Origin of the sequence: Azospirillum lipoferum 4B (assembly GCF_000283655.1) — a bacterium.
GTDB lineage: Bacteria > Pseudomonadota > Alphaproteobacteria > Azospirillales > Azospirillaceae > Azospirillum > Azospirillum lipoferum_C.
On sequence record NC_016622.1, the window covers coordinates 369,845 to 386,724 of the forward strand.

Consider the following 16,880-nt stretch of genomic DNA (forward strand, 5'->3'; position numbering starts at 1 on the left):
GCATCAACGTCCCCACTCACCCCGCGTACCTGATCTCCAGCACCTCCACCTGCTCCATGCCCGCCGGCGTGCGGACGTCGACCATGTCGCCCTCCCGCGCCTTCAGAAGCGCGCGGGCGATGGGGGAGATCCAGCTGACATGGCCGCGGTCGGGATCGACCTCGTCGGCGCCGACGATGGTGATGGTGTTCTCGGATCCGTCCTCGCGGGCATAGGTGACGGTGGCGCCGAAGAAGATCTGTTCGCGGTTCTTCTGGTCCTGCGGGTTGACAACCACCGCCGATTCCAAGCGCTTGTTCAGGAAGCGGATGCGGCGGTCGATCTCGCGCAGGCGCTTCTTGCCGTAGAGATAATCGCCATTCTCCGACCGGTCGCCATTGCCGGCGGCCCAGGACACCACCTCCACCACCTTCGGCCGCTCCACCCGCAGCAGGTGGCGCAACTCCTCCTGCATGCGTTGGAAGCCGGGTGGGGTCATGTAGTTCTTGAAACCCTGCGGAAGAGGTGCCGGATCGTCGAGATCGTCATCGTCTGGCGTGTCGTTCTCGCGGGTGAAGGCCTTGCTCATGGTCCGACCTGTCCTGTGGCAGGAAGATAACGTCCGGGAAAAGGAAAAGGCGCCTTGCGGCGCCTTTTCCCGTTCCAGAGGTCCTAACGGGCCGTTCGGCTTACCGCTTCCACCAGCCGCGGCGAGGCTTGGCGGAGGTTTCGCCGTTGTCGCCGGCCGCAGCCGGAGCCTCGGCAGGTTCCGGAGCGGCGGCGGGAGCCGGCTCGGGTGCAGTCGGAGCGGCGGCCGGGGCGGCTTCGGCCGGAGCCTCGGCAGCGGCCTTGCGCTTGCGCGACGCCTTCTTGGCCGGAGCCGCGTCGGTCGCGACCGCAGCCGGGGCTTCCGCGGCGGCGGCCTTGCGCTTGCGGCCCTTGGCCGGCGCTTCGGCGACGGCAGGCGCGGCAGCGGGAGCGGCCTCGACCGGGGCTTCGGCAGCGGCCTTGCGCTTGCGCGACGCCTTCTTGGCCGGAGCCTGCTCCGTCACCGGCTCGGCAGCGGCTTCCACCGGCGCTTCCACCGGAGCGGCGGCCTTGCGCTTGCGGCCCCTGGCCGGCGCTTCGGCGACGGCAGGCGCGGACGCGGCTTCGACCGGAGCCTCGGCAGCGGTCTTGCGCTTGCGCGACGCCTTCTTGGCCGGAGCCTTCTCGACGGCGGCTTCGGTCGGGGTCGGGGCCGGAGCGGTCACCGGCGGCTCGGTCGCAGGCACCGGAACAGGGGCCTCTTCCGTGACCGGTGCCGGAGCGCTGTCGCCGGCCAGGATCCAGTCGAGGTCGGACGCCTCGGCCGGAGACTGTGCGGGCGCCTGGGCGGGAGCGGCTTCGGCCGGAGCGGCAGACGGCTGATCGGCAGCAGTCTCCTCGCCGCCTTCCAGCCCCTCCGCACCCTCGCGGCGGGACCGGCGGCGACCGCCGCGCTTGCCGCGGCGACGCTTCTTGCGACCCTCGCCATTGCGATCGCCGGCGTCGGCGCCGGTCTCCTCGTCGCCCTCGCCTTCGCCCTCGCCGTCATCCTCATCCGAGTCGTCGTCTTCGGCCGGCTCGGAGATGGCAGCGTCGGGGATCGCCTCGGCGGCAACCGGCAGGCCGGTCTCGGCCGCTTCGTCGCCCGTCTCGTCGGACTCCTCGGCGTCTTCGCCCGCACCGGTGGTGTCGCCTTCGACGCGGCCTTCCTCGCGGTCACGGCCCCGGCCACGGCGGCGCCGGCGACGACGGCGGCGATCCTCGCCATTGCCATCGCCATTGGCGCCGTTGGTCTCGGCGCGCTCGCCGGTCTCCTCGGCCTGGGCGGTCTCGACGTCGACCTCCTCCTCGACCGGCTCGACGACCGGCTCAGCGGCGAGCGCACGGTCGGTCTCGGCCATGACACGGTCGGCGCTGACCAGCGGACCGTCCTCGTCGGGCAGCCGGGCCTTGTTGCGCTCCAGGCGGTGGTCCGGGGCGATCAGGCTGTCGTCGGCCTGGACCATGACATGGAAGCTGTGACGCTCCTCGATCTTGGCCAGTTCACCGCGCTTCTGGTTGAGGATGTAGAGCGCGATGGAGGTCGGGACGTAGATGGTGATCTCCGCCGACCGCTTGCGGATGCCCTCTTCCTCGATGGCGCGCAGGACGTGCAGCGAGGCGGATTCGACCGACCGGACGACGCCGGTGCCCGAGCAGTGCGGGCAGCGCTCGAAGTTGGTCTCCAGCAGCGACGGGCGCAGACGCTGGCGCGACAGCTCCAGAAGACCGAAGGCGGAGATGCGGCCGAGCTGGATGCGCGCCCGGTCGTTCTTCATCGCCTCCTTCATGCGGCGCTCGACGGCGGCGTTGTTCCGCGGCTCCTCCATGTCGATGAAGTCGATGACGATCAGGCCGGCCAGATCGCGCAGACGCAGCTGGCGCGCCACCTCGTCGGCGGCCTCCAGGTTGGTCTTGTAGGCGGTTTCCTCGATGTTGCGCTCGCGGGTCGACTTGCCGGAGTTGACGTCGATGGAGACCAGCGCCTCGGTCGGGTTGATGACGATGTAGCCGCCGGAGCGCAGCTGCACCACCGGGCTGTGGATGGCGTCGATCTGGGTTTCCACCTGATAGCGGTGGAACAGCGGGATCTGGCTGTCGCGGTACAGCTGGACGCGCTGGGAATGGCCCGGCATCAGCATGTCCATGAACTCGCGCGCCGTGCGGAAGCCGGCCTCGCCCTCGACCCAGATCTCGTCGATGTCGTTGGAATACAGATCGCGGATCGACCGCTTGATCAGGTTCGCCTCTTCATAGATGAGGCAGGGCGCCGACGACTTCAGCGTCTGTTCACGGATGTCGTCCCACAGGCGCAGCAGATATTCCAGGTCGCGCTTGATCTCGGGCTTGGAACGCTCCAGACCGGCGGTGCGCAGGATGACCGCCATGCCGTCGGGAATGTCCAGGTCGGACAGGATTTCCTTCAGGCGCTTGCGGTCGGCCGGGTTGGTGATCTTGCGGGAAATCCCGCCGCCACGGCCGGTGTTGGGCATCAGGACGCAGTAGCGGCCGGGCAGCGACAGGTAGGTGGTCAGGGCGGCGCCCTTGTTGCCGCGCTCCTCCTTCGTCACCTGCACCAGCAGGACCTGCCGGCGCTTCACCACTTCCTGGATCTTGTAGGAGCGCAGCGGGCGCGCGCGGCGGCGCTGGGTCTCGACCTCTTCATCCTCGTCGCCGCCGACCATGTCAGGGGCGTCGGCGGTTTGGGCGGCGGCCTCGGACGGTGCGGCCTGATCCCCCGAACCGTTCTCCTCGGAACCGTTCTCGTCCTCACCGTCCTCGTCGCCGGCATCCTCGTCGGACGCCTCCGGCGCGATGGGGGAGGGCATCGGCGACCATTCCTCGACCACCTGCTCGGGGCGGATCGGCTCGCCCATCACGGCGCCGTCGGCGGCGGCCTCGGCCCGGGCTTCCGCCTGTTCCTCCAGCCGGCGCTCTTCGGCCAGCAGGGCCTCGCGGTCGGCGACGGGGATGCGGTAATAGTCGGGATGGATTTCGGAGAAGGCGAGGAAGCCATGGCGGTTGCCGCCATATTCCACGAAGGCCGCCTGGAGCGAAGGCTCGACCCGCGTCACTTTCGCGAGGTAGATGTTGCCCTTCAGCTGCTTGCGGCTGGCGATCTCGAAGTCGAGTTCTTCCAGCCGGTTACCATTGACCACGGCGACCCGGGTTTCTTCCGGGTGCGTGGCGTCCACCAGCATGCGCTTGGCCATATACGGTCCTCAACGGCGCGACCCAGGGAACCCGCGCGACCGGTCGGGCCGCCTGGACGCAGCGTCTGTTGTGGGCGAAGCATACGGCACGACGGACCGGAACCGCCGAACGGCGCTGACGAGAGCAGCCAGGACGGCCCGGTCGACACGCGCCGGGCTGCCGCCTTGCGGCCACAGCCAGCTTCGAGGTTTCGTCCTCTCACCGCCAATCCGAACGCGCCACCCCGCGACGTCCCTCCGGCGCAAATGGCCGGACAGGCGGTGTCGGAGGCGACGCCGCAGCCCCTTGGACGGCCCCGTGACCGGCGATCGGCTGGCCTCCGGATCGATGGAATCGAGTACCGGGGATCAGCGAATCGGCGCTCACCTTGGGAGTCCGACCCGAATCTGGCGAATTGCGGTCTGTCGCAAAGATACCATAGACAAGCGATCCCTCTTGCACAACGCGGAAATGCGCCGATTCGGCGAACAACTTCGTCCCAGGGAAGCGTAAGCGCGACTTTCCCCCGCAACGGCGTGTCGGGCCGCTGCCGGGGAGGCCGCGACTGCGGGGCGCGGGGTCACTGTTGCAGGAACGGCACCCCGGCCCGGAATTGAGACCGGCTGTGACGTTCCGCGTTGAGGGCGTTGAATTGGCTGGGCTATAGCTGGTCGTCCGCCCGCCGTCCGCCACCGGGGAGACACGATGCAACGGCCGCCCAGCCTGCCGACCGCCGCCATGCCCGACCGTCTGCCGACTGCCGCCCATCCCAAATGCCGGGTCGGGCGCGGCGCCGTGACGCGGGGGCTTGCGCGTGCGATGGGCGTGGTGCTGCCGGTCCTGCTGGCCCTGGTGCTTCTCGCCGGTCTTCCGGCCCTGGCGCAGACCACGGCGGCGCTGCCGTCCCCGCCGCCGCGCACCGCGGTGATCGATGCCCGGCTGGGTATCCATCCCGACAAGACCCGCTTCGTGCTGGAGGTGAGCGACCCGGTGTCCTTCAGCGTGTCGCTGGCCTCCGACCCCTACCGGATCATCGTCGACCTGCCCGATCTGGTCTGGCCGGGCGGATCGCTGCCGGTGGAGGGCAAGGGGGTGGTGGCGCGCTACCATCATTCGGCAGGCGGACCGCGCGGCACGCGCCTGACCTTCGAGACGGTCGGTCCGGCCAAGCTGCGGGAAGGCTACATGATCCCGCCGCGCGACGGCCGCCAGCCGCGCCTTGTCCTCGACCTGGAAAAGACGACGGTGGCGGAGTTCCGCCAGCTCGCGGCGGCGTCCGGTGCCAAGACGGGCGCGGGCATGGCGTCCGGCAAGGGCCAGCTGACGATGAATGCGGTGGTGGCGTCGGCGATGGCCGTTCCGGCGCCCCCTCCCTCCCAGGATGACCCGGCCGCGAGCGGGATCGTCTCCAGCCCGCCGCCCTTCGCGCCGCTGCCGCCGATCCCGCCGGCGCAGCTGATTCCGGCGGCGTTGCCGTCCGCCCCGCCGCTGCCCGACAGCAAGCCGTCCACCGTGGCGGAAAAGCCGCTGATCGTGCTCGACCCCGGCCATGGCGGCCAGGATCCGGGCGCCGTCGGCGTCGGCGGCATCTATGAGAAGGACATCACGCTCGCCGCCGCCAGGGAGGTGAAGCGCCAGCTGGAGGTGACCGGCCGCTACCGTGTCAGGCTGACCCGCGACGCCGACGTGTTCATCCGACTGCGCGACCGCGTCGCCATCGGGCGCGAGGCCGGGGCCGACCTGTTCATCTCGCTGCATGCCGACAGCATCAGCAGCGGCGACATGCGGGGCCTGTCGATCTACACCCTGTCGGACAAGGCGTCGGACCGCGAGGCGGAGATGCTGGCCGCCAAGGAGAACCGGGCCGACGCGCTGGTCGGGCTCGACCTGTCGGGCGAGAACCCGCTGGTCGCCAACATCCTGATCGATCTGGCCCAACGCGATACGAAGAACCATTCCAAGCGTTTCGCGACGCTGGCCCTGCAGAGCCTGGGGCGCGAGGTGCCGCTGATCCCCAGCAAGCCGCACCGGCAGGCCGGCTTCGCCGTGCTGACGGCGCCCGACGTGCCGTCGGTGCTGGTCGAGATGGGCTATCTGTCGAACCGCAAGGATGCCGGGCTGCTGGCCTCCGCCGCGCATCGCGAACGGCTGGGCCGCGGGCTGGCCCGCACCATCGACGCCTATTTCCGCTGGCTGCACGGCGCCCAGCGGAGCTGAGGCGGGACCGGGCGGCTTACCTCCTCTGCGCGGACACTTTTTCGCGGGCGCCCTCTGCGTGTCACATTTTCCTGACATGACGGGAACGAGGGCGGCACTTCGCATCGCAGCGGTGTAGGATGCGCCTGCCCTGTCAGCGCGCCTCTCGGACCGGACCCTCGAAGGGCCGGGACCGGAGCGCGTCGTTCGTCGTTTCTTGCGGGATCGGTCATGCGCCTTCTTCTGTCCTTGCTGATGGCCTTCGTGATGCTGGCTCTTGCCGGTGCCGGGGGGCTGGTCTTCCTGTTGGATCACTACGACCACGACCTGCCCGACTACACCAAGCTGGCCAATTACGAGCCGCCGGTTACCACGCGCATCTATGCCGGCGACGGACGCCTGATGGCGGAATTCGCGTCGGAACGCCGCATCTTCGTCCCGATCGACGCCATGCCGCGGCAGGTCATCAATGCCTTCATGGCGGCCGAGGACAAGAATTTCTACGCCCACCAGGGCGTCGACCCGCTCGGCATCCTGCGCGCGATCCTGACCAACATCGAGAATTTCGGCCGCGACCGCCGCCCGGTCGGTGCCAGCACGATCACGCAGCAGGTCGCCAAGAACATGCTGCTGACCAACGAGGTGTCCTTCGCCCGCAAGATCAAGGAGGCGATCCTGGCGGTCCGCATCGAGCGGGCCTTCACCAAGGACCGCATCATGGAGCTGTACCTCAACGAGATCTTCCTGGGGAACCGCTCCTACGGCGTGGCGGCGGCGGCGCTGAACTATTTCAACAAGGCGCTGGATGAGCTGAGCATCGAGGAGGTCGCCTTCCTGGCGGCCTTGCCCAAGGCCCCGTCCAACTACAACCCCGACCGCCAGCACGATGCCGCCGTCGCCCGCCGCAACTGGGTGATCGGGCGCATGTCGGAGGATGGCTACGTGACGCCCGAGGAGGCGAAGGCCGCGCAAGGACGGCCGCTGCTGACCCGCAAGCGCGACGAGCAGGAGGTGGTGACCGCCGAATATTTCTCCGAGGAGATCCGGCGCGAGCTGGTGAAGCTCTATGGCGAGCAGGCGCTGTATGAGGGCGGCCTGTCGGTGCGCGCCTCGATGAACCCGCAGCTGCAGGCGGCGGCGACCAAGGCGCTGCGCGACGGGCTGGTCGCCTATGACCGTCGCCATGGCTGGCGCGGGCCGGTCGGCAAGATGGAGAATTTCGACAACTGGCCGAAGAAGCTGGCCGCCATGCCGCCGCCCGCGGGCTCCGAGGGCTGGAAGCTGGCCGTCGTGCTGAAGGACGATCAGGCCGACGGGCTGGACATCGGTCTGGCCGACGGCAGCCGCGGCCGCATCCCGCTGTCCGAACTGCGCTGGGCCCGCGCGGCGAAGGAGGGCGAGGCCGTGGGACCGGCGATCCGCAAGCCGTCGGACGTCGCCAAGCTGGGCGATATCCTGCTGGTCGAGGCGATCAGCGGCCCTGCTGCCAAGGACGAGGACGAGAAGCCGGCCAGGAAGGGCGCCCAGGCGGCGGCGAAGGAACTTCCGCCGGGCAGCTATACCCTGCGCCAGATCCCGCAGGTGCAGGGCGGCCTCGTTGCGCTCGATCCGCACACCGGCCGCGTGCTGGCGATGGTCGGCGGCTTCTCCCCCGCCATGAGCGTGTTCAACCGCGCCACCCAGGCGCTGCGCCAGCCGGGTTCCTCCTTCAAGCCCTTCGTCTACCTGACCGCGCTGAACCAGGGCTTCACCCCGTCGTCGCTGGTGATGGATGCGCCCTTCGCCTACGATCCGGGCGGCGGGCAGCCGGTCTGGCGGCCGGAGAACTACAGCCACGAATTCTACGGCCCGACCCCGCTGCGAGTCGGCATCGAAAAGTCGCGCAACGTCATGACCGTCCGCCTCGCCCAGCAGATCGGCATGGACAAGGTCAAGGCGCTGGTCGAGAAGTTCGGCATCGTCGACAACCTGCAGCCCTATCTGCCGATGTCGCTGGGCGCCGGCGAAACCACGGTCCTGCGGCTCGCCACCGCCTACGCCATGCTCGACAATGGCGGCAAGCGGGTGGTGCCGACCTTCATCGACCGCGTGCAGGACCGCAACGGCAAGACCGTGTTCCGCCACGACAACCGCGCCTGCGAAGGCTGCACCAACGTCGCGTGGAAGGAAGGCATGGCCGTCCCCGCGGTGCCCGACACCCGCGAGCAGGTGAACGACCCGCGCACCACCTACCAGATCGTCTCGATCCTGGAAGGCGTGGTCCAGCGCGGCACGGCCGCGTCGCTGAAATCGCTGGGCAAGCCGCTGGCCGGCAAGACCGGCACCACCAACGACAGCCACGACGCCTGGTTCGTCGGCTTCTCGCCCGATCTGGTGGTCGGCACCTATATCGGCTTCGACCAGCCGCGCTCGTTGGGCAGCCGCGAAACCGGCGGCTCCGCGGCGGTGCCGGTGTTCAAGGACGTCATGCAGGTGGCGCTGAAGGACAAGCCGGCCACGCCCTTTCGCGTGCCGCCCGGCCTGCGCCTCGTCCGCGTGAATCCGGCCAACGGCCAGCTGGCCCAGCCCGGCGACAACCGCTCCATCTGGGAGGCTTTCCTGCCCGGCACCGAACCCAACCCGGACCAGCCGCAGATGGTGCTGGACGGCTCGGTCCAGGGGGCCGGCGCGATGATGGGCGACCCGAACGCGGGCTTCGATGGCGCCCAGCCGGGCGTCCCGACGCAGCCGTCTGCGGCGACGCTCGGTACCGGCGGGCTTTACTGAGTGAACAGGCGAGGGGGGCGTCCCGGCGGGCGCCCCTTTCGTCAATGGGTGGAGGCCGCTCCAGCAACCGTCCCCGCCACCGTCCCGGCCGCCGTCAGCGAGGCGATGGCGTCCACCGCACAACTGCCGAGCGGGCGCAGCTCCGGTTCCAGCGCCGCGAACATCGCGCGCACGCCGTCCTCGTTGACGTGCAGGGCGTCCATGAACAGCTCGTCATTGTCCACCGCGCGGCGGGCGTCGATCACGGTCACGCCGGACGGCAGGCGGCTCTTCATCTCGGCGAAGAAGGCGTCGAAATTCTTCAGCTTGCCGGCATAGGTCGGGAAATAGGGGGTGATGACCACCGCAACCCGGGTGCCTTGCGCCTGGGCGCTGCGGATGATGCGGTCCAGCGCCTGCCAATTGGCATCGGCGGCGGCCATCACCTCTTCCGGCGCGGCGGCGAGCTGCGCCTTCAGCGGTTCGGGGATGGCGCCCACCAGCGTGCGGTCGGCGGCGGGCTTCAGCAGTCCGGCGATCAGCCGCATGGTCTGGTTGTTGTTGAAGGTCATCAGGTGGAAGGCATGGTTGGCCATCCACAGCTGCTGATTCTCCTGGCGGACGAAGGCGTCGATGCGCGGCGAGTAATGGGCCAGCATCGGCAGGTCGGCGAGGTCGTGCGGGTTGTCGACCAGACCGGTCGGCTCCAGGATCAGCAGGCGCGGTGCGCCGTGCCGCTCGACGTAATCCTCCCACAGCAGGGCAGACAGCACGGTCGGCGCCCCGCCCATGCCCAGGTTCAGCGCTCGGCCGCAGGTCATGTCCTGCAGGGTGGAGACCGGGAAATGGTTGTCCGCCCGCGAGTTGCCCAAGACCAGCACGTCCGCCGGCCCGCGGGTGGCGCTGGCGGCCTGACCGGGTGCGGAGGCGAGCGCCGCCTTGACCATCAGGGCGCCCGGCGTCTCGTCCGTCCGGTTTTCCGGAGTCGGCCCGTCCGGCTGCCTGTCGGGCTTGGCTGCCGGCAAGTCCTGCGGCTCGTCCGGACGGTAGATCGCCATGAAGCGGTCGCTGGAGCGCAGAAGCAGGTCGCCCAGCGCCGAAGCCAGGACCCGGTCCATCGCCGTGACGGTGGCGAGGATCAACGCGATGCAAGCCAGAAGGCGGTACATGGGAGGATCTCCGTCCGGTCTTCAGAACTGGAAGTAGATGAAGGCATGGTTGGCGAAGCTGCCGAACAGCAGCATCACCAGGATCAGCGCGGAGCAGGCCATCGACCGCGCCACCACGTTGGTCCCGGCATAGCGGCGGCCGGCGCCGCGCTCGATCAGCGCATCGACCGTCAGCACGATCAGGCCGGCGACGGCGACGCGCAGCAGCGAGCTGGCCTGGAGGTTGCCCTGCTGCAGGCCGAAATCGCCGTGGGCGATGATGCCCAGGATGGTCCAGACCGTGTGCAGGCTGTCGGCGCGGAAGGGCAGCCAGGTCAGCGTCACCACCGCGAACACCAGACCGACCATCACCAGACGGCCGGCGGCGAGGACGGGGCCGCTGAGGCGCACCGGGCTGAGTGCGGCCAGCCGGCGCACGCCGTCCTCGACCAGCATCAGCCCGCCATGCAGCGCCCCCCACAGGACGAAGGTCCAGTTGGCGCCGTGCCACAAGCCGGAGATCAGCATGGTGATGACGACGTTGCGGATGCGCAGCCAGCGCGTCCGGCTGCCGCCCATCGGCACATAGACGTAGTCGCGGAACCAGGTGGACAGCGAGATGTGCCAGCGCCGCCAGAAATCGCGCATTCCGGTGGCGAAATAGGGCCGGGCGAAATTCTGGCACATGGTGTAGCCGAAGATCTGCGCCAGCCCGATGGCGATCAGCGAGTAGCCGGCGAAGTCGCCATAGATCTGCAGGGAGAAGCAAAACAGACCGATCACATGCTGGAGCGCGTTGAAGAACTCCGGCTGGTGGAACCGGGCGTCGACCACGATCGCGGCGTTGTCGGCCAGTCCGATCTTCAGGAAATAGCCCCAGATCACCTTTTCCAGCCCGGCGAAGCGCTCTTCGAACGGGATGTCGCGCGGGCGCTGCTGGATTTGCGGCAGCAGGTCGCGCGCCCGGACGATCGGGCCGGCCACCAGCTGCGGGAAGAAGGCGACGAAGGTGGCATAGCGCATCAGCGACCGTTCCGGCTGCTTCACCTCGCCGGTGTAGAGGTCGATGCCATAGCTGAGATTCTGGAAGGTGTAGAAGGAGATGCCGACCGGCAACAGGATATCGAGCGTCCGCCGCCCGACATCGACGCCCAGGGATGCGAGCGCGATCTCCGCGCTGTCGGCGAAGAAATTGTAGTATTTGAAGAAGAACAGCATGCCCAGGTTGGTGCCGAGGCTGATGAACAGGTACAGCTTCCTGGTCTGCCGGTCGGGCGCGTCGGCGATCTTCAGTCCGCAGTAGAAGTCGATGAAGGTGCTGAGCGCCAGCAGCGCGCAGAACCGGTAATCCCAATAGCCGTAGAAGATGTAGCTGGCCACCAGTAGGAAGGGCGTGAAGGCGCGCGTGCGGGCCAGCGCCATGAAGCCGGCGCTGAACACGGTGATGAACAGCAGGAAGTTCAGGCTGGTGAAGCTCATCGTGCCCCCGGCAGAGATGCTCGCGCGTCCGCGCAACTGCGCAAGAAAGGCGAAGTTCGGAGCCGAAGATAACCACGATTTCGGTGATTTCCCGCCGCCGCGGTAGGGTTGTGCGGCCGGATATGGGACGTACTCTGAAATGGGCCGGGCGGATGATTCCAAACGGTTAGGACCGCCAAGCCGGGACTGGGCCATACACGAAAGTGGCAAGCCCTCACCGTTCGCGGCGCCCGGATGGGCCTGATCCCAACCGCTGCCGGGTCATTAAGGGGGTGCAAGCGGGGAAGCGAGCCGCTACATATGCAGCCGACAAACCCTTCAACTCTGGCTGACGAGGAGGCACCGCCATGCGGGCCGAGATCGAAGCGGCCGCCGGCGAGATCAGAGAATCGCTGGCGCTGCTGAGGAGGCATCTTTGACTGGGACAATGCACTGCGGCGTCTCGACGAACTGAACAACCTCGCCGAGGACCCCAAGCTTTGGGACGATCCCTCGCGGGCCCAGACCATCATGCGCGAGCGTACCCAGCTGGAGGCCTCGGTTTCCGGCTACCGGTCGCTGGAGCGCGACCTGTCCGACAGCCTGGAACTGATCGAGATGGGCGAGGCGGAGGGTGACGCCACCGTCGTCGCCGATGCCGAGGCGCAGCTCTACGGCCTGCGCGACCGCGCCAACAAGCTGCAGATCGAAAGCCTGCTGTCGGGCGAGGCCGATGCCAACGACTGCTTCGTCGAGGTGAATGCCGGCGCCGGCGGCACGGAGGCCCAGGACTGGGCGCTGATGCTGATGCGCATGTACACCCGCTGGGCGGAGCAGCACGGCTACAAGGCCGAATGGCTGGACGAGACGCCGGGTGAAGAGGCCGGGATCAAGTCCGCCACCGTGCAGATCAAGGGCCACAACGCCTATGGCTGGCTGAAGACGGAGGCCGGCGTGCATCGTCTGGTGCGCATCAGCCCGTTCGACAGCCAGGCGCGGCGCCAGACCAGCTTCGCCGCCGTCTCGGTGTCTCCGGTGATCGACGACAAGATCGATATCGAGATCAACGAGAAGGACTGCCGCATCGACACCTACCGCGCGTCGGGCGCCGGCGGCCAGCACATCAACAAGACCGACTCGGCGGTGCGCATCACGCACATCCCGACGAACATCGTGGTGAGCTGCCAGCAGGAACGGTCGCAGCACAAGAACCGCGCCAAGGCGTGGGACATGCTGCGCGCCCGCCTGTACGAACGCGAGCTGAAGATCCGCGAGGATGCCGCGGCCGCGCTGGAAGCGACCAAGACCGACATCGGCTGGGGCCATCAGATCCGCTCCTACGTCCTTCACCCCTACCAGATGGTGAAGGATCTGCGGACCGACGTGGAGACCTCGCAGAGCCAGGCGGTGCTGGACGGTGCGCTCGATCCCTTCCTGGAGGCGGCGCTGGCCTCCCGGATCAAGGGGCAGAGCGACGACGCGCACGCCGCAGGCGGCTGACGGGTCGGGACGTAGGAAAGGGCGGTCGCTTGCGGCCGCCCTTTTCGATTCGGTGTGTGCTTGGAAAGCCCCCTTGGAATGGAAGGGTGGGCTCGGCTGTTACAACAGGCTGTCGCCCCAACGATTCGGAGCAACCGATCCATGAACAGACGTCTTCTTCCGGCGCTGACCGGCGCCATGCTGTGCGGCAGCCTGCTGCTGGCGACCCCGGCCTTCGCGGCCTGCGAAACGGACAATCTGCCGGACGAGATGCGTCTGGCCTTCATCTCCGGCGCGCAGGAGGCGCTGAACGAGCACGGCTTCAATGCCGGGCCGGTGGACGGCAAGATGGGATCGCGCACCCGCACGGCGATCCGCTCCTACCAGCGTGCCGCCAAGCTTCCGGTGGACGGCTGCGCCACCCAGGGGCTTCTCGATCACCTGAACTTCAGCCAGCCGAAGATCTACGGCCCCGGCAAGCGCCGCTGATCCGGCTTTATGACCTCAGGCCAGCATGTCGAGCAGCCGCTGGCTGTTCTCCTGCGTCGCCTGCAGGACCTTGGCGTTCGCGGCGAAATCCACCTGGGCGGCGGTCAGGTCGAGCACCACCGCCGGATCGAGGTTGCCCGCCGCGATCTGCGCCGACGCCGCTTCGGTGCGGGCCTGGGCATCCTGCACGCCGTCGAGCGCGCTGGCCTGCGGCCGGTAGGGCGTGGCGGAGGTGGCCGATCCGATATCCATGGCAGGCTGTCCGGCTGGTTGAGCGGGTAGGATAGCGGCTCGGGGGTTTAGGGTTGGTGAATGGGCAGCAGGCCTTGCAAACTTATACCAGCGGTCATTGATGATGACCGCTGGTATCCGCGCCGACTGGCGCGGCGGCGGCCCATGCCGCCGAAGCTCTTGATCCTGACAGGTCAGGATCAAGAGCCGCTGGTATTAGACCCCCTCACCCCTCCGCCAGCCAATCCGCCAAGCGCCCCAGGAACGCCGCGGCCTCCGCCGGATCGCGCAGGCTCCAGGTCGCCGCGGTCTCGGCCGCGCCGTCCATCACCCGGATGCCGATTCCGCGCCCTGCCAGCGCGCGGAAGGCGTCCTCGTCGGTCTCGTCGTCGCCGAGATAGATCGGCACGGTGCCGTCCCCCTCCAGCCCCAGCGTCTCCAGCAGGGCAAGGACGGCACGGCCCTTGTCCCAGGGCAGGTTTGGGCGAAGCTCGAACAGCTCCTTGCCGCCGGTCACGCGCAGCCGCGCCTGTTCCTGCGCCACTGCGCGGACGGTGTCCGCCACCACGGGCTTTTCGGGCGGGGCGACCTGACGGGTGTGGATGGCGATGGCGAAGCGCTTGCGCTCCACCAGCGCACCGGCGATGCCGCCCAGGCGGTCGTGCAGACTCCGTTCGGCGGCGTCGAGGTCGGGGACATACTCGACGCCGACCTGCCGGCGCAGGTCGGGACCGCGCAGGTCGAAACCATGGCTGCCCGCGAAGACCAGATCGTCCAGCGCCACCATCGCCGCCAGATCGTCCAGGTCGCGGCCGCTGACGAAGGCGACCGGGCATAGGGCCGACAGCCGCCGCACCACCGCGCGCGCCTCCTCCGGCATCACCGCCAGGTCCGGCCTCGGCGCAATGGCAGCGAGCGTGCCGTCGTAATCGAGGAACAGGGCAGGGGTGCGGTCGCCGATGGCCGCGGTGAAGGCGTCGAATTCCGAGATTGCGGAGGGTGGAAAATGGGTCAAGGGAGAAACCTCGCGCCGCTGCCAGGGGGATGCGGCGGCTGACCGGGGGCCGGCACGCCACTGGAGTGGTAACGGCCGGAACAGGCGGACGGCTTGCGCTCCGGCAAAAGGACCGACCGATTGTGGCCGATCTGCAACAGGCACCTCTAAAAGCTTCGGCCCCGCGCAGGGGCCGGCTTTGGAGGTTGCGGTGCCTCCGGGTTCTGGTACTGTTGCAGTGCAGCAAGCGATTGCTGCTTCGCCCTTCTTGGGCGTTTCCTCCCTAAACTCAAGGCCGCTGTATTCAGCGGCCTTTTTCTTGCCAGAAAGCCCCCTGGTAAGGCAACCCCTGACAAAAGTCATAGCGCTGCGATTTTCACGGGAAATCGACCGGCGAATGGTGAGGTCATGGGCGTTTTTGAAGCGCAGGGCGAGCGCCTGATATCCTGCCGCGGTTCCGTGCAGGACGTCGCCGGGCTCCAGAAAACCATTTGAATACAATACATTGCAAAGTACAGCGCCCATGCATGCGATGATGGACGCACCGGTGTTCAACGGCGCACCGGATTGGGAGAGGGGCCGAAGCGTTACCGCAGGACATTGCCGGGCCAGAGAATTTTTCCTGCCTTTTTCGCGGGCCGCCGTTCTTGCTGCGGTGCGGGGGAGTGAAAAACCGCCGCAGGCACAGGTAAGCACTGCACCGGCGTCGCGAACTGTCGTATAGAATCCGACGACACGCCCATCCGCCGCAATCCACAGGAGCCGTTCCCATGGACATCGCCATCATGGTCCTCGCCGTCGCCTTCTTCTTCTGGCAGACCATTTCCGACTGAGTCGGCTTCGACGCGACCGGCAGAGCCGCTCGGCGAGCAACAGGTCGGCAATCGAGAAAAGGGGCGGTCCCGGCGGGCCGCCTTTTTTCATGTGGCTGTCGGAAAACGGAGTTCGAACCCCACCGCCGTCTCAGTCGGCGGCGATGGGCGGCTCCAGCCGGTAATGGGCCGAGGCGATCAGCTGCAGCGTTTCCATGATCGAGCCGATGGCCTCATGCAGATCGGCCTGCTCGTCGCCGGGCAGCGTCGCAAGCACCGCCTCCAACTCCACCGCCGCGTTCTGCAGGCTGGCGCAGGCATGTTCCAGGTGGCGGCTGGTGCCCTGGCCAAAGCCGGGATCATTTGCAAAATGCAAACGCGCCGCCGGTTTCCCGGCCCGCGTCGCGTTCCGGTTTGCAAAATGCAAATGGACGCCGTTCCCCGTGGCCCGCGTCCCCAATTTCTTCCGCATCATGGGCGTATCCCCGTTCGGTCTGAACAGAGAATGCGCAAGTCCCGTGCCACTGCGTGACCGTTGGTTGCGATCACCTACGCAAAAATGGTGAGGCTCATTCCGGCCACAGGCGGGCGGCGCCGCGCATGCCGCTTTCCCCGCCATGGCGGGCGACGGCCATGCGGGTCCGCGGTGCGGCCGACAATGCCCAGGACCCCCAGCGCCGCGTCACCGCTTCGCACAGGCCGGGCAAGGCCGACAGGCCGCCGCCGACCACCACCATGTCGGGATCCAGCAGGTTCAGCACCGGGGCCAGCGCCCGGGCCAGCGCATCGGCATGGCGCGTCAGCGTCGCGGCTGCGACCGGATCTCCCGCCAGCGCGCGGGCGGCGATCTCCTGCGGGTCCGCCACTTTGCCGGCTCCGTCCTCCCCGCTCAGGTGCCGGTGCAGGCGCGACAGCCCGGCGCCGCACAGCATGGTCTCCAGGCAACCGGCCTTGCCGCAGCCGCAGGGCACCGGCGGGCCGTCGGCCTCCTCGCGCCAGGGCAGGGGGGCGTGCCCCCATTCGCCGGCCAGCCCGTTGGCCCCCGGCAGGATGCGCCCGTCCACCACGATGCCGCCGCCGACGCCGGTGCCCAGGATGACCCCGAACACCACCGCCGACCCGACCGCGGCGCCGTCCGTCGCCTCCGACAGGGTGAAGCAGTTGGCGTCGTTGGCGATCCGCACCGGGCGGCCGATCCGCCGCGCCGCGTCTTCGGCGAAGGGACGGCCGGCGAGCCAGGGCAGGTTCACCGCGCGCACGCGGCCGGCAGCGGGATCGACGATGCCGGGCAGGCTGATGCCGACGCCGCCGGTGCCGACCGGGTCGAGCGCCGCCACCGTCTCCGCCAGCGCGTCGAGCGTGGCGTCGTAATCGCGGGGGGTGGGGCGGCGGTGACGGGCCAGTTCGGCCCCGTCCGTGCCGAGCGCCACGGCCGCGATCTTGGTGCCGCCCAAATCGATTCCGACTCGCATGCCTGTCGCCGTCCAGATGGGGATTCAGCCGAGGATTCCGGGGGCAACCCTATACCGCTCCCCTGTCCGGCGGACCAGCGGCGCGTTCGTTCCGGATGGGTCAGTCCACCCACCCCGG

Annotated in this window: 12 protein-coding genes; 4 read left to right on the forward strand and 8 right to left on the reverse strand. The window is 68.5% G+C overall.

Going from position 1 to position 16,880, the window contains the following annotated elements; all coding sequences use genetic code 11:
* Positions 1 to 16: 16 nt before the first annotated feature.
* Together greB and AZOLI_RS01645 are read right to left on the reverse strand one after the other, a co-directional pair.
* Positions 17 to 568 carry a transcription elongation factor GreB gene (greB, locus tag AZOLI_RS01640; protein ID WP_014246835.1) on the reverse strand — a complete coding sequence of 184 codons (552 nt, stop codon included), beginning with the start codon at positions 566 to 568 and terminating at the stop codon, positions 17 to 19.
* Positions 569 to 668: 100 nt separating this feature from the next.
* Positions 669 to 3,758, reverse strand: a complete 3,090-nt coding sequence (locus AZOLI_RS01645) for an Rne/Rng family ribonuclease (protein WP_014246836.1) — start codon at positions 3,756 to 3,758, stop codon at positions 669 to 671.
* A gap of 685 nt (positions 3,759 to 4,443) precedes the next feature.
* Between AZOLI_RS01645 and AZOLI_RS01650 the strand changes: the two genes are divergently transcribed.
* Positions 4,444 to 5,955: an N-acetylmuramoyl-L-alanine amidase gene (locus AZOLI_RS01650; RefSeq protein ID WP_014246837.1), complete on the forward strand. Its 1,512-nt coding sequence runs from the start codon at positions 4,444 to 4,446 to the stop codon at positions 5,953 to 5,955.
* A 210-nt stretch (positions 5,956 to 6,165) separates the two neighbouring features.
* Entirely contained in the window at positions 6,166 to 8,700 is a 2,535-nt protein-coding gene (locus tag AZOLI_RS01655) for a penicillin-binding protein 1A (protein WP_014246838.1), read from the forward strand.
* A 41-nt stretch (positions 8,701 to 8,741) separates the two neighbouring features.
* Here the strand turns inward: AZOLI_RS01655 and AZOLI_RS01660 are convergent, their stop codons facing one another.
* Together AZOLI_RS01660 and AZOLI_RS01665 are read right to left on the reverse strand one after the other, a co-directional pair.
* A complete protein-coding gene (locus AZOLI_RS01660) occupies positions 8,742 to 9,848 on the reverse strand; it encodes a hypothetical protein (protein WP_014246839.1) in 1,107 nt (368 codons plus the stop codon).
* A 21-nt stretch (positions 9,849 to 9,869) separates the two neighbouring features.
* On the reverse strand, positions 9,870 to 11,306 hold the full coding sequence (locus AZOLI_RS01665) for an MBOAT family O-acyltransferase (protein WP_014246840.1): 1,437 nt from the start codon (positions 11,304 to 11,306) through the stop codon (positions 9,870 to 9,872).
* A 347-nt stretch (positions 11,307 to 11,653) separates the two neighbouring features.
* On the opposite strand from AZOLI_RS01665, the gene prfB reads away from it, so the two are divergent.
* Together prfB and AZOLI_RS01675 are read left to right on the forward strand one after the other, a co-directional pair.
* Positions 11,654 to 12,785, forward strand: a protein-coding gene (gene prfB / locus AZOLI_RS01670) for a peptide chain release factor 2 (RefSeq protein WP_149225537.1) whose coding sequence is annotated in 2 segments (ribosomal slippage) — positions 11,654 to 11,722 and positions 11,724 to 12,785 — 1,131 coding nt in all. Because the reading frame shifts where the segments join, the coding sequence is not laid out codon by codon here.
* A 141-nt stretch (positions 12,786 to 12,926) separates the two neighbouring features.
* The gene (locus AZOLI_RS01675; protein ID WP_014246843.1) at positions 12,927 to 13,253 is read left to right on the forward strand and encodes a peptidoglycan-binding domain-containing protein; all 327 of its coding nucleotides are present in this window, start codon (positions 12,927 to 12,929) and stop codon (positions 13,251 to 13,253) included.
* A 15-nt stretch (positions 13,254 to 13,268) separates the two neighbouring features.
* Here AZOLI_RS01675 and AZOLI_RS01680 read toward each other — a convergent pair whose 3' ends face one another.
* The 4 genes from AZOLI_RS01680 to AZOLI_RS01695 all read right to left on the reverse strand — a co-directional run bounded on the left by AZOLI_RS01680 (position 13,269) and on the right by AZOLI_RS01695 (position 16,762).
* Positions 13,269 to 13,505, reverse strand: a complete 237-nt coding sequence (locus tag AZOLI_RS01680) for a hypothetical protein (RefSeq protein WP_014246844.1) — start codon at positions 13,503 to 13,505, stop codon at positions 13,269 to 13,271.
* 205 nt (positions 13,506 to 13,710) lie between these two features.
* Positions 13,711 to 14,499: a trehalose-phosphatase gene (gene otsB, locus AZOLI_RS01685; RefSeq protein WP_014246845.1), complete on the reverse strand. Its 789-nt coding sequence runs from the start codon at positions 14,497 to 14,499 to the stop codon at positions 13,711 to 13,713.
* A 942-nt stretch (positions 14,500 to 15,441) separates the two neighbouring features.
* Complete coding sequence (locus AZOLI_RS01690) at positions 15,442 to 15,666, reverse strand: hypothetical protein (protein WP_244442498.1); 225 nt, start codon at positions 15,664 to 15,666, stop codon at positions 15,442 to 15,444.
* A gap of 193 nt (positions 15,667 to 15,859) precedes the next feature.
* On the reverse strand, positions 15,860 to 16,762 hold the full coding sequence (locus AZOLI_RS01695; protein ID WP_014246847.1) for an ROK family protein: 903 nt from the start codon (positions 16,760 to 16,762) through the stop codon (positions 15,860 to 15,862).
* Positions 16,763 to 16,880: the final 118 nt, after the last annotated feature.

Coding starts and splice junctions, on each gene's coding strand:
- AZOLI_RS01660 (WP_014246839.1), bottom strand. CDS start 9,848: ATGTACCGCCTTCTGGCTTGCATCGCGTTGATCCTCGCCACCGTCACG.
- greB (WP_014246835.1), bottom strand. CDS start 568: ATGAGCAAGGCCTTCACCCGCGAGAACGACACGCCAGACGATGACGAT.
- AZOLI_RS01665 (WP_014246840.1), bottom strand. CDS start 11,306: ATGAGCTTCACCAGCCTGAACTTCCTGCTGTTCATCACCGTGTTCAGC.
- AZOLI_RS01675 (WP_014246843.1), top strand. CDS start 12,927: ATGAACAGACGTCTTCTTCCGGCGCTGACCGGCGCCATGCTGTGCGGC.
- AZOLI_RS01695 (WP_014246847.1), bottom strand. CDS start 16,762: ATGCGAGTCGGAATCGATTTGGGCGGCACCAAGATCGCGGCCGTGGCG.
- AZOLI_RS01645 (WP_014246836.1), bottom strand. CDS start 3,758: ATGGCCAAGCGCATGCTGGTGGACGCCACGCACCCGGAAGAAACCCGG.
- AZOLI_RS01650 (WP_014246837.1), top strand. CDS start 4,444: ATGCAACGGCCGCCCAGCCTGCCGACCGCCGCCATGCCCGACCGTCTG.
- AZOLI_RS01655 (WP_014246838.1), top strand. CDS start 6,166: ATGCGCCTTCTTCTGTCCTTGCTGATGGCCTTCGTGATGCTGGCTCTT.
- AZOLI_RS01680 (WP_014246844.1), bottom strand. CDS start 13,505: ATGGATATCGGATCGGCCACCTCCGCCACGCCCTACCGGCCGCAGGCC.